This is a genomic window from Streptomyces sp. MMS24-W38 (genome assembly GCF_059889265.1).
Map to the genome: position 1 here is coordinate 6,152,629 of NZ_JCBCPP010000001.1, position 18,928 is coordinate 6,171,556.

Sequence of the window (18,928 nt, forward strand, 5' to 3'; positions counted from 1 at the left end):
GCGCCGGCGGGGGTCCGCATCGGCACTGGTGACCTGTGCGTCGTCGACTCGCCCCACCCGGATGCGTACGCCCTGCCGGGGCGGCCCCGTCGCATCGTCGTCACCACCTTGACAGGGGCTGTACCGGTCAACTTGACAGACCCCCGCCGCACGGTGGGTCCGATCCCGTCAACGGCCAGGACGTTCGTGTCCGGGTACACCTTCGTCAGCCTGGAGGTACGGACAACGACCGGAGCGTCCCGCTCCTGCGCGGGCCGGCCGGGAACGGTCCTGTTGTCATCCCTCTCGGGCACCGTCATCGCCGGCCCCGCCGGATCCAGTGGGCACGGCGCTGGTCGCGGCGGACCGGGGGCGGCGCATCGGGGCGCGGAGGGTCACCACCGGCCGGGGAGCCCGTCCCGGGAGGAGGTGCACCGGGTGGGCCGTCCGTCGGTGGGTGTAGTCCTTCCATCGAGTAGTCCGTTGTCGCGATGCTGTCCACGAGCTGCTGTTCGGTGTAGTTCTCGGAGCCGGGGACATGGGGGACGAAGCCGATGAGGACTCCCTCGTCGACGATCTCCGCATCCAGTCCCGCCGCTCCGTCGACGTCCCAGAGTGCTTCGATCCCCTCATCGAGGACCACGCGGATTCCGAACTCGTAGACTCCCGCCTCCACGAGATGGGCCATCACACCACGGGCACGCAGCAGTTCCACCATGCGGCGGGCACGTTCCGCATCCATGTCGAATGCACCTCCTACGCGGACGGGAACTCAGGACGCCCCCCGGGGCAGCGGGAGCAGCCGTACCGGACAAAGGGGCCTGTGGCCCGGGCCGGCGAACGCCGCCCGGCCGTGTCAGCTTGCCCTCGGCACCGCCTCGGGGCGGCTTCGCACCGGTGGCCCCGGACGTCATGGCCTGGAGCGGACGCAGGATGACCATGCCCTGTCCCACCAGCCCCGCGGCCATGCCGTCGACGCCGGTGATTCCGTCCAGCGCGGTGAGGGCTGCTCCTGACACGTCCCGGGCAGCCGCCTGGGCCAGGGCCGGTAGGTCTTCCACCACCCGGTCGGCCGTGACGAGTTCCTGACTGCCGTCGCGCAGTGAGCGGGCGCGGGCCGTGCTCGCGTCCGCCCGGGTCTGCGCCGGTGTCCGCTCCGTGCAGGTGCCGGCACCGGCCTCGAACTCGGCACGGTCCCGGCCTGCGCTGCGGGTAGGGCACTGTCGCCCGCCTTCCACTTGTCACGGTACTCCGCTCCGGTTCGGTCCGTGCCCCGTGCGGGGTGGGGGGGGCGAGGGAGGCGTCACTGCCAGGGGAACACCCGTGCGGGGGTGATGCGATCCAGGTGGTAGTACCTCGCGACGCAGCCGCTGGGCCAGGCCCCGTCGATGGGCTCCGTCATCTTGCTGATCGGTGTGGGCCGGTACGGCAGTTCCCGGGCACCACCCTCCGCTTGTGTGCGGAGCCACTGGTCCTGGCGGTCCCATTGATGGGCCCGCACCCGCATGGTGTGTTCGAGCTGGTTGAGGGAGAGGGCGAGCACGACGCACACCAGGCCGCAGACGGCTGTGCTGACCACCACCGGAGCCACGGGGTGCAGGGCACGCCGGCGCAGTCGGTGCCCCAGGAGCACGCCGAGACCGAGGAGCAGCACGATGTAGAGGAACAGGAAGTCGTTCCACAACCGGGTGGAGGCCACCACTCCCGGGCCGAAGACGGGATAGGCGGCGAGGGTGCAGAGGTAGCCGGACAGCAGGAACGCGAGGACGGCGGCGTTTATCGGCAAGAGGTGTTTCCCCGACGGGGCTGTGTCGCCGTCCGCCCTCGTGGCGAGCACGCCCAGCAGGACGCCGGCCGCGATCGCCCCCGCGTACGGCCAGGTGGTGAGGAGGGTTCCGAGGATCCGGACGAAGCCCTTGGCGGCCCCGATCAGGGATTCGGGAGCGAGCATGGACGCCAGCCCCGCATCGCGCCCATGACGTCGGTTGCGTGAGCCCGGAGACGTGACGAGCACCAAGGTACCGATCACCGTTCCCGCGGTTCCCACGAGACACCAGAGCCGTACGTAGCTTCGCCGGGGCCCGGCGACGATCCGGCGGCCGAGGAGCAGCACACCGCTCAGGAGGACCAGCACGCAGATGGAACTCTGCTCCGAGAGGGTGCCGATGAAGACGCCGGACAGGAAGGCGACGACCAGCGCAGTGATCTTCGCCGTGCGTGATCGCGCTCGGAGCAACGGGATCACCGCCGCGCCGGCCAGTACGGGGGCCAGGGTGTGCGAGACCGAGGCCGCCGGCCAGTAGAAGGTCTTGTAGGTGTTGGGGGACGCGAACAGGAAGAGGACCGTCACCATGGACGCCACCAGGAGCGGCACCCCCCGGGGCACGGTCACGCCGGCCCGGTGCACGGCCGCGAGGACCACGGCCCAGAGGACGCCCACCACCACGAGGCCGCTGATCAGCGCGAACCACTGGTGTCCGGGAGCACCGAAACGCGCATAGGCCCAGACGAGCAGGGCATTCGAGACCCGCCCGTTGTCGTGGACGTAGAACTTCTCGAGCATGCCTGTGAGGCCGCCGTCGCGCACCACGGGCAGGAAGCACCACTCGTCCCCACTGGGCCGGACCCAGCGCCCGAACCACATGGCCGCGGCGAGCAGCCCGAGAGGCACCAGGGAGACGGCCGCGGCCCAGTGCTGCGCCCACGGTCGTCCGGATCGGGTGCGTCGTCTCCGAGTGGGCTCACCGGCCTTGTCCGACTGCTCTGGGTCCGTCGTTCCGGACCTGTCGAAGATCATGCGCGGTACTGCCTTTCAGCGATCGGTCGGGCAGACCGGCCACCGTCCGGGGTGACGGCGTCCGACGTCACCTGACCCGCGTCGACCACGTCGGCGTCCGTGCAGTGGCGCACCAGTCTGTGGCAGGCACGGCCGAGGACAGCCCGTACGACGCCATGACCTGAACGGTCGCGTTGGGCGACCACCTGGTCGAAGCCCTGCCGACGCAGCTCGAACATGCGGGGAAGGAGTTTCGGTGGGTGCTGGAGGTCGGCGTCCAGCACCACGACCGCGCCCCTGAGCCGTGCGTGGACCGGCGAGCAGGGCGGCTTCCTTGTCGAAGTTCAGGCTGAAGGCCGTGTAGCGAATACGCGGGGCGAGGGCGGCGATTCCCCTCAGCAGGGAGCGCGTGCCGTCGCTGCTGCCGTCATCCGCACAACAGACCTCGAGCGCCTGCATGGTGGGCTCAACGGCCGAGATCAATGCGGCGGGGGACGTTCCGACGACTTCGGACTCGTTGAAGCAGGGCGCCATGACGGAGATTTGCAGAGTGGTCACCGGGCATGCCCCCTCCGGGGCAGCCAAGGGGTCATACCCGCGCATCCGGGGAAGGCCCGGAATCTGGTGCACCACAAATTCCTGCACCTGATGTCACGCATATGGCTCATGGTGGAAACCTCTCGTGAACCATCTCGCTGGACTGGTGATGGATCTCATGCGCATGCATGTCCATCCGATGCATATCACTTCCTTTTGGGCATGACCGTGTCATTGATCTGCACGGGTGGCTCTGTGCACGTCGAGGAGCAGCGGTCCCGCAGCGGTCCCGCAGCGGTTCGGGAGGCACTTCGGAGGTCGGCGCCGAGCTGTCGGTCAGGGCGATGGACAGCACCGCCCACCGCCGGGGAAGCGCTCCGCCGCCCGGGTCCTGCCGGCGCGGGTGGCCGACGCGCACCACCGGCTGGAGCCGGCGTGGGCCGACGGCGGCTGCACCGGCAGCCTCGTCGGGCACTGCCTGTCCACGTTCGCCCTGGTCCCGGCGATCGTCAAACGCAGCGACGACAGGCGCGGCTTCGTGATGCCGCCCCAACGGTGGATCGTCGAGCACCTCTTCGCCCACCTGATGCAAAGTCGCCGCCTGGTGCACGACGTCGAACGCCGCACCGGCAGGGCCGAGGCGATGGTCCACTGGTCGATGACGCTGCTCGTGACCCGCCGCCCGGCCCGGCCACGCACGCAGCGAGGGTGAACCGGCCCGGCGTCGGCTCGGCCGGCCGGCGGGAACGCAGCGATCACGCCCGGAAAGACAACAGCTTCCAAGCCGCTTCCGGCCTTCTTCATTCCTGTTTCCGGGCTGATGTCGAATAATTTCAAAGATTGCGCGACATCTTGCGGACCCCTGTCGTCGGTGCTTGAGTGTGCCCCGCCCACCGCTCCTGTCCGAGGGGTCCACCCGCTCCTGTCCCAGAGGGGTCCACCGATGAGAAGCACCGGGATCCGCCGTACCCTCGTCGCGCTAGGCGTCGGCGCCCTCACACTCACCGCCTGCGGCTCGAACGACGACCAGGCGGCCGACGGCAAGACCCGCATCACGGTCAACTGCATGCCGCCCAAGAGCGCGAAGGTCGACCGCCGGTTCTTCGAGGAGGACATCGCCGCCTTCGAGAAGGAGAACCCGGACATCGACGTCGTCCCGCACGACGCGTTCCCCTGCCAGGATCCGAAGACCTTCGACGCCAAGCTCGCCGGGGGGCAGATGGAGGACGTGTTCTACACCTACTTCACCGACGCCGGGCATGTCGTCGACATCAACCAGGCAGCCGATCTCACCCCGTATCTCAAGGAGTTGAAGAGCTACGGGACGATCCAGCAGCAGTTGCGGGACATCTACACCGTCGACGGCAAGGTCTACGGCGTACCCCGCACCGGCTACTCCATGGGGCTGGTCTACAACCGGGCGCTCTTCGAGAAGGCCGGCCTCGATCCCGACCGGCCGCCCACCACCTGGGCCGAGGTCCGAGCCGCCGCGAAACGTATCGCCGCACTCGGCGACGGCACCGTCGGCTACGCCGACTACAGCGCCCAGAACCAGGGCGGCTGGCACTTCACCGCAGAGCTCTACTCCCAGGGCGGGGACGTCGTCACCCCCGACGGCGAAAAGGCGGCCGTCGACTCGCCCGAAGGCCGCGCCGTGCTGCGGACCCTGCACGACATGCGGTGGAAGGACGACTCCATGGGCAGCAAACAACTGCTCGTGATCAACGACGTCCAGCAGATGATGGGCGCCGGCAGGCTCGGCATGTACCTCGCCGCCCCCGACAACATCCCGATCCTGGTGAAGGAGAAGGGGGCCGAGTACAAGGACCTCGCCCTCGCCCCCATGCCCGGCGGCAAGGCCACCCTCATCGGCGGCGACGGCTACATGGTCAACAAGAAGGCCTCACCCGAGCAGATCAGGGCCGGCCTCAAGTGGCTCGACCACATGTTCCTCACCCCAGGCGCCGGCTTCCTCGGCGACTACGCCCGCGCCAGGAAGAATGACGCGCCGGTCGGCCTGCCCGAGCCCCGGCTGTTCACCGGCGCCGCCGACGTGAAGGACCAGCAGGTCAAGAAGGCCAACGCCAACGTTCCGGTGGGGAACTACCAGGCCTTCCTCGACGGCAACCAGAGTCTGGAGATGAAGATCGAGCCGCCGCGGGCACAACAGCTCTACTCCGTCCTCGACGGCGTCGTCTCCGCGGTGCTCACCAAGGAGGACGCCGACATCGACCGGCTTCTGAAGGACGCCTCCGGCAAGATCGACGGCATCCTGGCCCGGGGCTGACCGGCGATGAAGACGGTCGCACGCCGGCCGGCCGAGGCCGTCGAGCTCCGCCCGGTGCGGGCGCAGTTCCCGGCCGGGAGCCGGAGACGGCGCCGCCTCACCGACCAACTGCGCGCCTACGGCTTCCTCCTCGGCGGCCTCGTCTGCTTCGCCCTGTTCTCCTGGTACCCGGCGATCCGCGCGGTCGTGATCGCGTTCCAGAGGTACACACCGGGCTCACCGTCCGAATGGGTCGGCACCGCCAACTTCACCCGCGTCCTGGACGACCCCGAGTTCGGCGCGGCCTGGCGCAACACCCTCGGCTTCACCCTGCTCGCCCTGCTCATCGGCTTCGCCGTCCCGTTCGTCCTGGCCCTGGTGCTGAACGAGCTCCGGCACGCCAAGGCGTTCTTCCGCGTCGTCGTCTATCTGCCCGTGATGATCCCGCCGGTGGTCAGCGCCCTGTTGTGGAAATGGTTCTACGACCCCGGCACCGGCCTCGCCAACGAGGCGCTGCGGTTCCTGCATCTGCCCACCTCGAACTGGTCCAACGGAGCCGACACCGCCCTGGTGTCCCTGGTCATCGTCGCCACCTGGGCCAACATGGGCGGCACCGTCCTCGTCTACCTCGCCGCCCTCCAGTCCATCCCCGGCGAACTGTACGAGGCCGCCGAACTCGACGGCGCGAGCCTGCTCCAGCGCATCCGGCACGTGACGATCCCACAGACCAGGTTCGTCATCCTCATGCTGATGCTGCTCCAGGTCATCGCCACCATGCAGGTGTTCACCGAACCCTTCGTGATCACCGGCGGCGGACCGGAGAACTCCACCGTCACCGTCCTCTACCTCATCTACAAGTACGCCTTCCTCTACAACGACTTCGGCGGCGCCTGCGCGCTGAGCGTGATGCTCCTCGTCCTGCTCGGTCTGTTCTCCGCCCTCTACCTCCGACTCACCGGCTCCCCGAAGGAGGCGACGTGAGCAGCGCCCGCACCCTCGTCTCCCCGGCCGTCCTGACCCGACAGCCCGGCAGGGCCGTCTACTGGGCCGTGTTCACCGGCGTCGTCGTCCTGTTCACGCTCGCCTTCCTCTTCCCCGTCTACTGGATGGTGAGCGGCGCGGCGAAGTCACCGGACGAGGTGGCACGCACCCCGCCGACACTCCTCCCGGAGCAGTGGGGCACGAGCGGGTACACCGACGCCTGGGACCTGATGCAACTGCCGACCCACCTGTGGAACACGGTGGTGCAGGCGGCCGGTGCCTGGCTGTTCCAGCTGGTGTTCTGCACGGCCGCCGCCTACGCGCTGTCCAAGCTCCGGCCCGCCTTCGGCAAGGTGATCCTCGGCGGCATCCTCGCCACCCTGATGGTCCCCGCGCAGGCCCTCGTCGTACCGAAGTACCTGACCGTGGCGGACCTCGGCCTCCTCAACGACCCCCTCGCCATCTGGCTGCCGGCCGCCGCCAACGCCTTCAACCTCTATCTGCTCAAGCGGTTCTTCGATCAACTGCCCCGGGACGTGCTGGAGGCCGCCGCAATCGACGGCGCCGGGAAACTGCGCACCCTGTGGTCGATCGTCCTGCCCCTGTCGCGCCCGGTGCTCGGCGTGGTGTCGATCTTCGCGCTGGTCGCCGTGTGGCAGGACTTCCTGTGGCCGCTGATGGTCTTCTCCGACACCGAAAAACAGCCGATCAGCGTGGCCCTGGTGCAGTTGTCACAGAACGTCCAACTGACCGTACTCATCGCTGCGATGGTGATCGCCAGCATCCCCATGGTCGCGCTGTTCCTCGTCTTCCAGCGGCACATCGTCGCCGGGATCAGAGCGGGCGGCACCAAGGGCTGACGCCGAATCCGTCCACCCAGAAGAAAGGCACGCACCGTGGGACAGCCCACCCTTGCCCGAAACGACGACGACTGGTGGCGCTCCGCCGTCATCTACCAGGTGTACGTCCGCAGCTTCGCCGACGGCGACGGTGACGGCACCGGCGACCTCGCCGGAGTCCGCGCCAAGCTGCCCTACCTCGCAGAACTCGGCGTGGAAGCACTGTGGTTCACCCCCTGGTACCTGTCCCCGATGAAGGACGGCGGCTACGACGTCGCCGACTACCGGGCGATCGACCCGGCCTTCGGCACCCTCGCCGAGGCGGAGAAACTCATCACCGAGGCGCGGGGACTGGGAATCCGCACGATCGTCGACATCGTGCCGAACCATGTCTCCGACCAGCACCCCTGGTTCCGCGCCGCCCTCGCCGGCGGCCCCCAGCGCGAACTGTTCCACTTCCGCCGGGGCCGCGGGGAGCACGGCGAACTGCCGCCCAACGACTGGCGGTCGGAGTTCGGTGGCCCCGCCTGGACCCGCCCACCCGTCTCCCACCACCACCCTTCCAAGGAAGGCCCTACGGGCCCTGTTGACCCCGTCTCCCACCACCACCCTTCCAAGGAAGGCCCTTCGGGCCCCACTGATTCCGACGGCGACTGGTACCTCCACCTGTTCGCCCCCGAGCAGCCCGACCTCAACTGGGCGCACCCCGCCGTCCGTGAGGAGCACGAGGACATCCTGCGGTTCTGGTTCGAGCGGGGCGTGGCCGGCGTGCGCATCGACTCCGCCGCGCTGCCGGCGAAGGACCCCCTGCTGCCCGACTTCACCGAGGGCCTCCACCCGCACCCGTACGTGGACCGCGACGAACTCCACGACATCTACCGCGGCTGGCGGGCCGTCGCCGACGAGTACGGGGCCGTCTTCGTCGGCGAGGTCTGGCTCCCGGACACCGAACGCTTCGCCCGCTACCTGCGCCCCGACGAACTGCACACCGCGTTCAACTTCTCCTTCATGACCTGCCCCTGGGACGCCGGTCGGCTGCGCACCTCCATCGACGAGACGCTCGCCGAGCACGCCCCCGTCGGTGCGCCCGCCACCTGGGTGCTGTGCAACCACGACGTGACCCGTACGGTCACCCGCTACGGCCGCTCGGACACCGGCTTCGACTTCGCCACCAAGGCCTTCGGCACCCCGACCGACCTGTTCCTGGGCACCCGCCGGGCCCGCGCCGCCGCCCTGCTGTCGCTGGCGCTGCCGGGCGCGGTCTACGTCTACCAGGGAGAGGAACTCGGCCTGCCCGAGGCCGACATCCCGCTCGACCGCATCGAGGACCCCATGCACGCCCGCTCCGGGGGCACCGACCCCGGACGTGACGGATGCAGGGTGCCGCTGCCGTGGACGGCCGACGCGCCGCACGCCGGTTTCGGCGGCGAACCGTGGCTGCCACAGCCCGCCGGCTGGGCCTCGTACGCCGCCGACCGGCAGGCCCGGGACCCCGGCTCCATGCTCGCCCTGTACCGCGAGGCGATCCGCCTGCGCCCGGCCTTCGGCGACGGCTCGTTCACCTGGCTGCCCACCACCGAGGGCGTACTCGCCTTCACCCGCGCGGACGGCGGCGCCATCTGCGTGGTGAACCTCGTGGACGCGCCCGCCGCCCTCCCGACCCACACCGGACTGCTCCTCGGCAGCGCTCCCCTCGACCCCGACGGACGCCTGCCGAAGGACACGGCGGTCTGGCTGCGCGCCTGAGACCGCACCCGCTTGTTCCCGCACCCCCACCACGAAGGGACCAGCCATGCGCACATTCAGACCGTTTGTCAGGGGTATGTCAGCCATGGGTACGGTCGTCGCCGTCGCCGCCGGCATGCTCGTCGCCCTCGCGCCCGCGCCCGCCCGCGCCGCCGCGGGCGCCACCCTCCCCTTCACCTCGGTCGAGGCCGAGTCCGTCACGACCACCGGGACCAGGATCGGTCCCGACCACACCCAGGGCACCCTCGCCTCCGAGGCCTCGGGCCGCCGGGCCGTGCGGCTCGACACCGGTCAGCGGGTCGAGTTCACGGTGCCGCGCGCGGCCAACGCCGTGAACGTCGCCTACAGCGTCCCCGACGGGCAGTCCGGCTCGCTCGACGTCTACGTCAACGGCGAGAAGCTGGCCAAGGCCCTGCCGGTGACCTCCAAGTACTCCTACGTCGACACCGGTTGGATCGCAGGCTCCAAGACCCATCACTTCTTCGACAACGCGCGCCTGCTGCTCGACCGGAACATCCGGGCCGGTGACACCGTCGCCCTTCAGGCCACGGGTGTCCAGGTCACCGTCGACGTGGCCGACTTCGAGCAGGTGGCCGCGCCCGCCGCCAGACCGGCCGGTTCGGTCTCCGTCATCGACAAGGGCGCCGACCCCAGCGGGCGGGGCGATTCCACGCAGGCCTTCCGGGAGGCCGTCTCCGCGGCTCAGGGCGGGGTGGTCTGGATACCGCAGGGCGAGTACCGGCTCACCTCCGCACTGGGCGGCGTCCAGAACGTCACCCTCCAGGGCGCGGGCCACTGGCACTCCGTCGTGCGCTCCTCCCGCTTCATCGACCAGTCGAATTCCGCCGGCAACGTCCACATCAAGGACTTCGCCGTCATCGGTGAGGTCACCGAGCGGGTCGACTCCAACCCCGACAACTTCGTCAACGGCTCGCTCGGCCCGAACTCGTCCGTATCCGGCATGTGGCTCCAGCACCTCAAGGTGGGCCTCTGGCTGACCGGCAACAACGACAACCTGGTCGTGCAGGACAGCCGCTTCCTCGACATGACGGCGGACGGCCTCAACCTCAACGGCAACGCACGCGGGGTGAAGGTCCGCGGCAACTTCCTGCGCAACCAGGGCGACGACTCGCTCGCCATGTGGTCGCTGTACGGGCCCAACAGCAACAGCAGTTTCGAGAACAACACCATCTCGCAGCCGAACCTCGCCAACGGCATCGCGATCTACGGCGGCACCGACATCACCGTCAGGGGCAACCTGATCGCCGACACCAACGCGCTGGGCAGCGGTATCGCGATCTCCAACCAGAAGTTCCTCGACCCGTTCCACCCGCTGGCCGGCACGATCACCGTCGACGGCAACACCCTGGTCCGCACCGGTGCCATGAACCCCAACTGGAACCACCCCATGGGTGCCCTACGAGTCGACTCCTACGACAGCTCCATCGAGGCACAGGTCAGGATCACCGGCACCACCATCACCGACAGCCCGTACAGCGCCTTCGAGTTCGTCTCCGGCAGCGGGCGCGGAAACGCCGCGAAGAACATCACCGTCGACGGCGCCACCGTCGACGGGGCCGGTACGGTCGTCGTCCAGGCCGAGACACCGGGCGCCGCCACCTTCCGGAACGTCACCGCCACCGGCATCGGTTCGGCCGGCATCTACAACTGCCCCTATCCGGCCGGTTCGGGCACCTTCACCCTCACCGACGGTGGCGGCAACTCCGGCTGGGACAGCACCTGGTCGGACTGCTCCACCTGGCCGAAGCCCGGCGGGGGCAACCCCGACCCGGACCCGGACCGCAACCTCGCCCAGGGCCGCCCCGCGACCGCCACCGGCTCCCAGGACGTCTACACGCCGGCCAAGGCGGTCGACGGCGACGCGAACACCTACTGGGAGTCCGCCAACCACGCCTTCCCTCAGTCTCTGACGGTGGACCTCGGCTCCAGCCGGGCCGTCCGGAGACTGGTGCTGAAACTGCCCCCGCAGCCCGTGTGGCAGACCCGCACCCAGACCCTCGCCGTCCAGGGCAGCACCGACGGCTCCGCGTACACGACGGTCCTCGCCGCGAAGGAGTACCGCTTCGACCCGGCCACCGGCAACACGGTCACCGTGACGCTGCCGGACGGCACCGACCTGCGCCACCTCCGACTGCACGTCACCGGCAACACCGGCTGGCCGGCAGCCCAGTTCAGCGAAGTGGAGGCATATCTCTCCTGACCTCCTTCCGCACGGCCTCGGCCGCCCCCGGCTCAGACCCGCTGTGCGGCGACGGGGTCGGTCACGCCTCCCGGGCAGGCGTTCCGTTCGATGTCCCAGCCCGCCGTCTCCGCGCCGGCCCGGTAGGCACTTCGCAGGAAGGCGAGCACGTCGGCGCGCGGCGAGGGTGCGGTCCTGGCCTTCTCGTACTCGAGGATCGCCAGACGGCTGCCGGTGCCGCGTTCGACCCACGAAGCGGCCGCGGGCTGCAGCGGATGGCGTGCCAGGCCGGTCGGTTCGGGCGCGGTGTAGGAGTAGAACGCCGCCCGAGGGAAGGCCGGGTCGCCGAACCAGAAGCCCGCACTGATCACCTCGCGGGAGTACGCCTCCCTGGTGACCGGATCGACGGATTCGGAGTGGGGGACGACGGTGTCGGAGAACCTGGTCACCGCGATGTCGAAGGTGTGCCAGAAGTGGTGCACCGGACTCGTCTTTCCGCACCACTCGGCGGCGTACTCCTCCAGGACCAGGTTGACCTGGGACAGGATGACCCAGTAGCGGTTCACCGACTCCTGGTCGTAGGCGCGGTGTTCCGTGTCCTCGTCGAAGGGGCGGTCGGAATCCGGCAGGTCGAAGGGGTGCGGCAGCCCGATGCGCACGGAGACGTCGAGTTCGGTGAGCGCGGACTGCAACCGCCGGTAGAAGTCGGCCACCGAGAGGCCGGGCAGCGGGAACGACACCTCGCGACCCGAGCCGGTCGTGACGAGAAGCCTGTGGTCGACGAAGTCGAAGTCGATGCAGAAGAAACGGCCCTGGTCGTCCAGTCCCATCGGGCGGGTGGTGATGCCACGTCCGGTGAGATGGTAGGGAACGTTCCACCAGTGGTTGCGGCGTGGCGACGCCGCGAGCCGCACCTTTCCGACCACCTGCGCGAACCGGTGCAGCGTCTCCTTGGTCGCCCGCCATTCGGCGTAGGGCAGCGGGGGAAAGAGTTCCACAGCTCCTCCAGGGTGCCGCGTATACGTGCATGTCGGGATATGAGACTGTTTGCCCTTGAACGGTATCCCCCTCAAGGGAAGGTCGAAAGGCGAGGGCGTCCGGTGTGCCCGCTCGCAGTGCGCCGGACGGGCTTGCGCGATCGGCGCAATGGAGGGCGCTTCGATCTGCCGGTGAGTGCCGCGCGCCCCGGGCTGGATCGCGATCGCGCTTCACATCCCCACCGGGAGTCCCCATGCGTCTGCCCATCGAGCTCAGGCACGCGGCGCCGCGTCTGGCCACGGGAGCGTTCATCCTCAACTCGGGCCTGTCCAAGTGTGGGGTCGACGAGGAGACCGCGGCCCAGCTGCACGGAATGGCCAAGAACACCTACCCGGTCCTGGAACGGATGCGGCCCGCGACCTTCGTACGGCTGCTGTCCACCGGGGAGATCACGCTGAGAGCCGCCCTGCTCCTGCCCTTCGTGCCCACGGTGGTGGCGGGTGCCGGGCTCGCCGCGTTCTCGTCGGGGCTGCCGGGGTCTGTACCTGCGCACTCCGGGGATGCGGCAGGAAGGCAGTCTGCGGCCGACCCGGGAGGGCACCGCGTTGGCCGAGGACGCCTGGATGCTCGGTATCGGTCTCGGATTCGTCGTGGACGAGATGACGCGCGACACGCGCTGACCGTCCGGTTCCGGGGCGAATCGGCTGCCTCGCCCGCACAGGGCCCTGCCCGGCCGGGCAGGGCCCTGTTCCCTGTGGTCTCCGGCCGTCGCCGGTGGTGGACCGATGCCGTGAGGCACTATTCTTACAAGTGAGATTCGTGAAAATTCGGGGAGGAGGACGTCGTGACCTATGTGATCGCCCAGCCCTGTGTCGACGTGAAGGACAAGGCGTGCGTCGACGAGTGCCCGGTCGACTGCATCTACGAGGGCCGGCGGTCCTTGTACATCCACCCGGACGAATGCGTCGACTGCGGCGCCTGTGAACCGGTCTGCCCGGTCGAGGCCATCTTCTACGAGGACGACACTCCCGAGGAGTGGAAGGACTACTACAAGGCGAACGTCGAGTTCTTCGACGACCTCGGCTCGCCCGGCGGCGCCTCCAAGCTGGGGCTGATCGAGCGGGACCACCCGCTGATCGCCGCGCTGCCGCCGCAGGACGGCGCGACGTGACCTCCGGGGAACGCGCCGGGGGAAGCGATCCGATGACCCCGCGCCGCCGTGGCGTGCTCGAGGTGCTGCGCGCCGCCGGCGTGCCGCTCGGCGTCAACGAGGTGGCGGAGCGGGTGGGGGTTCACGCCAACACGGCGCGCTTCCACCTGGATTCGCTGGTGACGCGCGGAGCGGTGGAGCGGACTTCGGAGGCGTCGTCCGGGCGGGGGCGCCCCCGTGCGGTGTATGCGCCGCGTCGCGGAATGGACCGTGGAGGGCGGCGTGAGTACCGACTGCTGGCCCGGATGCTGCTCAGCCGGCTCGCGTCGACCGGCGCCGACGCCGAGGCGGAGGCCGTGGAGGCCGGCCGGGCCTGGGGGCGGCATCTGGTCGACCCGGCACCGCCCTTCCACGCCGTGACCGGCCGTGAAGCCGTCGACCGGCTGGTCGGACTCCTCGCCGACCTCGGCTTCGATCCGGTGAACCCTGTGAACTCGGTGGACCCGGTGAACGACGTGCCCGATGACGTGCCCGACGTCATTCGTCTGCGGCACTGTCCGTTTCTCGAACTCGCCGAGGAGTACCGGCAGATCGTCTGCCCGCTCCATCTGGGCCTGATGAAGGGCGCGTTGGCCGAACTGGACGCGCCCGTCGCCGCCGACCGGCTGGAGCCGTTCGCCGAACCCGACGTCTGTCACGCCCATTTCGTCCATGCGCGCGCCGCGTAGAGGAAGGACAGTCCGGCAGTGAACTCCGTATCGGCCGCCACCGCGGCCGCCGCCGCCTTCGTCTGGCTCGGCATGGTGCTGGCGATCTCCTTCCTGGAGGCGCCGTTGAAGTTCCGTGCGCCGGGGGTGACGATCCCGATCGGCCTCGGTATCGGCCGCAGCGTCTTCCGGGCGCTCAATCTCGTCGAACTCGTCCTCGTCGCGACCACCCTTGTCGCCGTGGCGGTCAAAGGGCCCGGCACCTCGGTGGCCGTGCCCACCGTCGTGGCGGCCGCGGTGCTGGCGGCTCAACTCGGTGTGATCCGGCCCCGGCTCAACCGCCGGTCCGACCGGGTGCTCGCCGGAGAGCGACTGCCCCGCTCCCACGCCCACTGGTACTACGTGGGGTTCGAGGCCGTCAAGGCAGTGGCGCTCCTGGTTCTCGGCATCCTGCTTCTCGCCGCCTGAGCGCCACCCGGCCGTCGCGTCAGCGGGTCACACGTCCTGGCCGTTGCCCCCGCTGCCCTCCGCCTCCTCGATGCCCTCGATGATGTCGTCGAGGACCGACTGCTTCTGGTCGGTGTCCAGACCGAAGCGGATCACGACGATCTGCTTCGGCTGCGCGGGGGAGGGAAGGGCCAGCGACTGGACGTACCCGTCGGAGCCCTTGCTGGTGACCGCCTTCCAGCGCACCAGGTAGCCCTTCTGCCCGGCGACGTCCACCGCCTTCGACTCGAGGACCTCGTGCGAGGTGATCCTCCCGTAGGAATCGCCGCCGTACGACTCCTCGGCATTGGCGGCGATGTCCGCCTTGGCGACCTCCTCGGCGGTGGAGCCGCGGATACCGAGGGCCGGCGCCGGTGCCGAGTAGGCCCCGCCCTTGGTGCAGGTGCTGGAGGTGTTGCCGGGGCATTCGTAGGTGTCCTCCGACGTGATCTGGGCGCCCCCCCGGCCCTCCTGGCCGTACCAGCCGTCCGGGATGGGCAGGCTGATTCCGCTCAGCCCGTCGGTCACCGACCCGCTCTCGACCCGTGGCGGCTGAGAGGTGTCCGGACCGGGCCCCTCCCCGTCGGGACCACCCTTCGGACCGCCTTCCGGTCCACCGGGGCCGCCGTCCCGTCCGCCCGGCCCCTGCGAGGCCGCGGAGTCACCACTGCCGCTGTCGTCGGTCAGCGCGTACACGCCGACCCCGATGCTCGCCAGCACCGCGACGGCCGCCGCCACGGCGATTCCGATCCGCAGCCCGCGCCCCCGGCCGGAACCCGAGCCGGACTGGACGACCCCGGGATATCCCGGGTGCACCGGGTACGCCGGATGGGCCGGGTACACCGGCCCGGCCGCTGTGCCCGGTGCCGGAGGGCCCCAGGCGGGTGCCGAACCCGTCGGCCGGACCTGGTCCGTCCAGGCAGTGCCGTCCCACCAGCGCTCGGTGGCCGGTCCGTCATTCGTCTGCCCGGGGTCGGGATACCACCCGGGAGGAGTCGCCTGCGTCATGCCCCCACCGTATGAGGCGTCGATGAAAGCCGGATGAGACCGGAGGAGACCGGAGAAGAGAGGTCCGTCACCTCCGGTGGTCGGCCGCCCCGCCCCGGCCGGCCGGCCTCGGTGCACCCCCCGCAGGACCGGCGTGCCGCCGCTTCACCGCAGGCCTTCCCCTCCCCGGCGCGCCCCTGTGAAACTGATCCGATGTCCCGTCATCACCCCATTCATTGACAGGCGTTGACCTTTGGGCCCTTCGGACCCCCAGGTGAGCGGCGGGACGCGTCGACCTCTGTACCGCGTGTCATCCGTCACGGCAAGAGCGGGCACGGTACTGCTCCATCAGGGCTGTCGGAGGACTACGCTCGACGCCTGTACGTCGTTCGGGCGACTTGGGGAGGCAGCGGGATGACGGAGGTACGGCCCACGGTCGCGGCCTCGCCCTCCCTCTGGGAGCGGGACGAGGAGGTCGCCGCCATCACCGCGGTGGTCGACACCCTGTGCGCGGACCGGTCCTCACCCGGTGGCCTGCTGGTGCTCCGGGGCGAGGCGGGGCTCGGCAAGACCGCGCTGCTCGCCGAGACCCGGCGCATCGCCGAACAGCGCGGCTGCACCGTCTGGTCGGCCCGCGGCGGCGAGACCCTGCGCTCCGTCCCCTTCAACGTCGTACGTCAGCTCCTCCAGCCCGCACTGGTGTCGATGCTGCCGGAGGAGACCCGCGAGTACCTCGGCGACTGGTACGACATCGCCGGCCCCGCCCTCGGCGTCGCGGAACCCGGCGACCGGCACATCGACCCGCAGGGCGTCTGCGAGGGACTGAGCGCCGCGGTGCGCCGGCTGGCCCGCCGGGACTGGCCGCTGGTGCTGACCATCGACGACGCCCACTGGGCCGACCAGGAGACCCTGCGCTGGCTCGCCGTCCTCGCCGAACGCCTGGCGGAGGTGACCGTCCTCGTCGTGGTCGCCCGCAGGCCGGGCGAGGTATCCGGGGTGAGCGCCCGCCACCTGGACGCCGTCGCCGAGGCGGCCGAGCACCCCGTCACCGTCCTCAGCGCCCTGACCCCGCTCGCCACGGCCGGGCTCACCCGCGCCACCCTGGGCGAGAACGCGGACGCCGCGTTCTGCCGCGAGGTGTGGGCCGTCACCGGCGGCAACCCGTACGAGACCGTCGAGCTCCTCGCCAAGGTCCAGGACAGCGAACTCGAACCCGTCGAGACCCACGCGGGCGAACTGCGCGCGCTGAACCGCTCCGCCCGCGGCGGCGGAGTCGTGGCCCGCCTGGAACAACTCGGCATAGACTCCACCCGGTTCGCCTGGGCCGCCGCCATCCTCGGCACCGACATCACCGTCGACCTGGTGGCCCGGCTCGCCACCCTGAACCGTGACGACGCCGTCCGCTGCGCCGAACTCCTGCGCGGCGACCGCATCCTCACCGTCCCCGACCCCGGCACCGGCCGCACCGGAGCGGCCGACCTCGAGTTCGTCCACCCGCTCATCGCCACCGCCGTCTACAACTCCATCCCCGACGCCCTGCGCCGGGCCATGCACGGCATAGCCGCCCGGATCGTCACCGATTCCGGACGCGGCGCCGCGTCCGCCTCCCGGCACCTCCTCGAGGTACATCCGGACGACGACGAGGAACTCGTGTGGCAACTGCGTGAGGCCGCCCGCGAACACCTCGCCACCGGCGCCCCGGACGCGGCCCGCCGCTGCCTGGAACGCGCACTGGAGGAACCGCCCCGCCCCGAGGTCCACGCGCACGTGCTCTACGAACTGGGCCGTGCCACCTTCCTCACCGCACCCGCCCGGACCATCGGCCACCTGCGGACCGCGCTCGGCATGTCCGGCCTCGACGGCGAGGCACGGGTGGACGCCGTGGTCCGGCTCTCGCAGGCGCTGCTGCACAACAACCAGATGGAGGAGGCCCTTCGCACCGTCGAGGCGGAGGCCGCCCGGCTGGAGCCGGGACCCGCCCGGATGCGGCTGCAGGCCGTGCGGTTCATGTGGGAGGGCATCCACGCCGGCGAGGCCGCCGCACCCGGCCGCAGCGAACGCCTGGCCGCCCTCGCCGCCACCTGCACCGGCCGCGACAACTCCGAGCGCGCGCTGCTCGTCCTGCGCGGCTTCGACGCCATGATGCGCGGCGAGAACGCCGAGGAGATCGCCGAGACCTGCGACCGCGCGCTGGTCAACGGCCGCCTCGCGCCCGGCCTCGGCTGGACCGACTCCGAATGGGGCGTCGAACTGCTGCTGATGCTGGCCGGGGTCTACGCCTACACCGACCGCCTCGACCGCGCCGAAAGCCTCTACAACGAGGCCTTGCGCGCCTACGAGACGGCAGGCTGGAGCGGCGGCCACCTGGCCCTCGCCCACGCCTACGTCGGTCTCGGGCACCGCAGGCGGGGCCGCCTGGCGGCGGCGGAGAAATCGTTGCGCGAGTCCCTGCGCCTGGCCGAACGCGTCGGCCGCGGTCTGCCCCTGTACTGGACGGCGACCTGCAACCTGGTCGACACCCTGCTCGCCCGCGGGCACGTGGACGAAGCCCGGGCGGTCGCCGAACGGCACGGGTTCGCACCGCCCTACCCGTCCACCATCGTGCTTCCCGACCCCCGCTCGGTGCGCGGCAGACTGCTGCTCGCGGTCGGCCGCACCGAGGACGGCGTCAACGAACTGGAGGCCGCCGAGAAGGCGGCGGCCTCCCGCGGTCACCACAACCCCGTCCACGTCTTCTGGGCCGCCGACCTCGCCCGCGCCCTCGCCGGGGCGGACCCGGCCCGTGCCGCCCGGCTCGCCGTGGAGTACCGCAGGCGGGCCGAACGCTTCGGCACGGACACCGCCATAGGGGAGGCCCTGCGCTGTGCCGCCGCTCTGGAGACCGGCCAGCGGGCGGTGCGGCTCGCCGCCCGGGCCGTCGCCTACCTGGAGTCCTCACCCTGCCAGTACGAACATGCCACCGCCCGCGTCGAGTACGGCGTCCTCGCCCGCTCGAAGACCGACCTGGAGCGCGGTCTGGCGCTCGCACGGTCCTGCGGCGCGGACGGACTGGTCGCGCGGGCCCGGGCCGAACTGGCCTCGGTCACCGGACAGGCGTCGACCGCCACGCCGGCTCCGGCCACCGGGCGGGGCCCGGACGACCAGCCGTAACGCCCCGCCCTTCACGGCCCCCCGGCCCTGGCTCCGGTGCCTGCCCCGGGCCCTGGCGCTTGGCCCTGGCCCCGGCGCATGGCCCCGGCCGGCGGGCGGGCGGGGCCAGGACGACCGGCCGTAACGCCCCGCCCTTTACGACCCCG

General features: G+C 70.6%; 15 protein-coding genes and 2 pseudogenes. 11 read left to right on the top strand and 6 right to left on the bottom strand.

Annotation, left to right across the window (positions count from 1 at the left end):
- Positions 1–295: 295 nt before the first annotated feature.
- The 4 genes and pseudogenes from AC6F7H_RS26990 to AC6F7H_RS27005 all read right to left on the bottom strand — a co-directional run.
- Positions 296–721 carry a hypothetical protein gene (locus AC6F7H_RS26990; RefSeq protein WP_500759654.1) on the bottom strand — a complete coding sequence of 142 codons (426 nt, stop codon included), beginning with the start codon at positions 719–721 and terminating at the stop codon, positions 296–298.
- Positions 722–1,282: 561 nt separating this feature from the next.
- Positions 1,283–2,776, bottom strand: a complete 1,494-nt coding sequence (locus tag AC6F7H_RS26995; RefSeq protein WP_500759655.1) for a DUF6056 family protein — start codon at positions 2,774–2,776, stop codon at positions 1,283–1,285.
- Positions 2,773–3,042, bottom strand: coding sequence for a hypothetical protein (locus AC6F7H_RS27000; RefSeq protein ID WP_500759656.1), 270 nt, complete (start codon positions 3,040–3,042; stop codon positions 2,773–2,775). Before AC6F7H_RS27000 ends, AC6F7H_RS26995 begins: the two co-directional genes overlap by 4 nt.
- Before the next feature lie 67 nt (positions 3,043–3,109).
- Positions 3,110–3,358, bottom strand: a pseudogene (locus AC6F7H_RS27005) (glycosyltransferase family 2 protein); the annotation flags it as partial.
- Between the two features lie 337 nt (positions 3,359–3,695).
- Between AC6F7H_RS27005 and AC6F7H_RS27010 the strand changes: the two are divergent.
- From AC6F7H_RS27010 to AC6F7H_RS27035, 6 genes are all read left to right on the top strand, one after another.
- A complete protein-coding gene (locus AC6F7H_RS27010; RefSeq protein WP_500759657.1) occupies positions 3,696–4,004 on the top strand; it encodes a hypothetical protein in 309 nt (102 codons plus the stop codon).
- A 231-nt stretch (positions 4,005–4,235) separates the two neighbouring features.
- The gene (locus AC6F7H_RS27015; protein ID WP_500759659.1) at positions 4,236–5,579 is read left to right on the top strand and encodes an ABC transporter substrate-binding protein; all 1,344 of its coding nucleotides are present in this window, start codon (positions 4,236–4,238) and stop codon (positions 5,577–5,579) included.
- 6 nt (positions 5,580–5,585) lie between these two features.
- The gene (locus tag AC6F7H_RS27020; RefSeq protein WP_500759660.1) at positions 5,586–6,539 is read left to right on the top strand and encodes a carbohydrate ABC transporter permease; all 954 of its coding nucleotides are present in this window, start codon (positions 5,586–5,588) and stop codon (positions 6,537–6,539) included.
- Positions 6,536–7,399 carry a carbohydrate ABC transporter permease gene (locus tag AC6F7H_RS27025; RefSeq protein ID WP_500759662.1) on the top strand — a complete coding sequence of 288 codons (864 nt, stop codon included), beginning with the start codon at positions 6,536–6,538 and terminating at the stop codon, positions 7,397–7,399. Before AC6F7H_RS27020 ends, AC6F7H_RS27025 begins: the two co-directional genes overlap by 4 nt.
- Positions 7,400–7,435: 36 nt before the next feature.
- Entirely contained in the window at positions 7,436–9,124 is a 1,689-nt protein-coding gene (locus AC6F7H_RS27030) for a glycoside hydrolase family 13 protein (protein WP_500759663.1), read from the top strand.
- A 46-nt stretch (positions 9,125–9,170) separates the two neighbouring features.
- Positions 9,171–11,345, top strand: coding sequence for a discoidin domain-containing protein (locus AC6F7H_RS27035; RefSeq protein ID WP_500759665.1), 2,175 nt, complete (start codon positions 9,171–9,173; stop codon positions 11,343–11,345).
- A 32-nt stretch (positions 11,346–11,377) separates the two neighbouring features.
- Here AC6F7H_RS27035 and AC6F7H_RS27040 read toward each other — a convergent pair whose 3' ends face one another.
- On the bottom strand, positions 11,378–12,322 hold the full coding sequence (locus AC6F7H_RS27040; RefSeq protein WP_500759666.1) for a DUF5996 family protein: 945 nt from the start codon (positions 12,320–12,322) through the stop codon (positions 11,378–11,380).
- A 233-nt stretch (positions 12,323–12,555) separates the two neighbouring features.
- Between AC6F7H_RS27040 and AC6F7H_RS27045 the strand changes: the two are divergent.
- The 4 genes and pseudogenes from AC6F7H_RS27045 (at position 12,556) to AC6F7H_RS27060 (ending at position 14,627) form a co-directional block, all read left to right on the top strand.
- Positions 12,556–12,982: pseudogene (locus AC6F7H_RS27045) on the top strand (hypothetical protein).
- A 164-nt stretch (positions 12,983–13,146) separates the two neighbouring features.
- Positions 13,147–13,473: a ferredoxin gene (gene fdxA, locus AC6F7H_RS27050; protein WP_109380233.1), complete on the top strand. Its 327-nt coding sequence runs from the start codon at positions 13,147–13,149 to the stop codon at positions 13,471–13,473.
- A gap of 32 nt (positions 13,474–13,505) precedes the next feature.
- The gene (locus AC6F7H_RS27055; protein ID WP_500759668.1) at positions 13,506–14,180 is read left to right on the top strand and encodes a helix-turn-helix transcriptional regulator; all 675 of its coding nucleotides are present in this window, start codon (positions 13,506–13,508) and stop codon (positions 14,178–14,180) included.
- Positions 14,181–14,198: 18 nt separating this feature from the next.
- Positions 14,199–14,627: a hypothetical protein gene (locus AC6F7H_RS27060; protein WP_500759670.1), complete on the top strand. Its 429-nt coding sequence runs from the start codon at positions 14,199–14,201 to the stop codon at positions 14,625–14,627.
- Between the two features lie 27 nt (positions 14,628–14,654).
- Here AC6F7H_RS27060 and AC6F7H_RS27065 read toward each other — a convergent pair whose 3' ends face one another.
- On the bottom strand, positions 14,655–15,653 hold the full coding sequence (locus AC6F7H_RS27065; RefSeq protein ID WP_500759671.1) for a DUF2510 domain-containing protein: 999 nt from the start codon (positions 15,651–15,653) through the stop codon (positions 14,655–14,657).
- Between the two features lie 393 nt (positions 15,654–16,046).
- Here AC6F7H_RS27065 and AC6F7H_RS27070 point away from each other — a divergent pair, with 393 nt between their 5' ends.
- Positions 16,047–18,782: an ATP-binding protein gene (locus AC6F7H_RS27070; RefSeq protein WP_500759672.1), complete on the top strand. Its 2,736-nt coding sequence runs from the start codon at positions 16,047–16,049 to the stop codon at positions 18,780–18,782.
- Positions 18,783–18,928 lie beyond the last annotated feature (146 nt).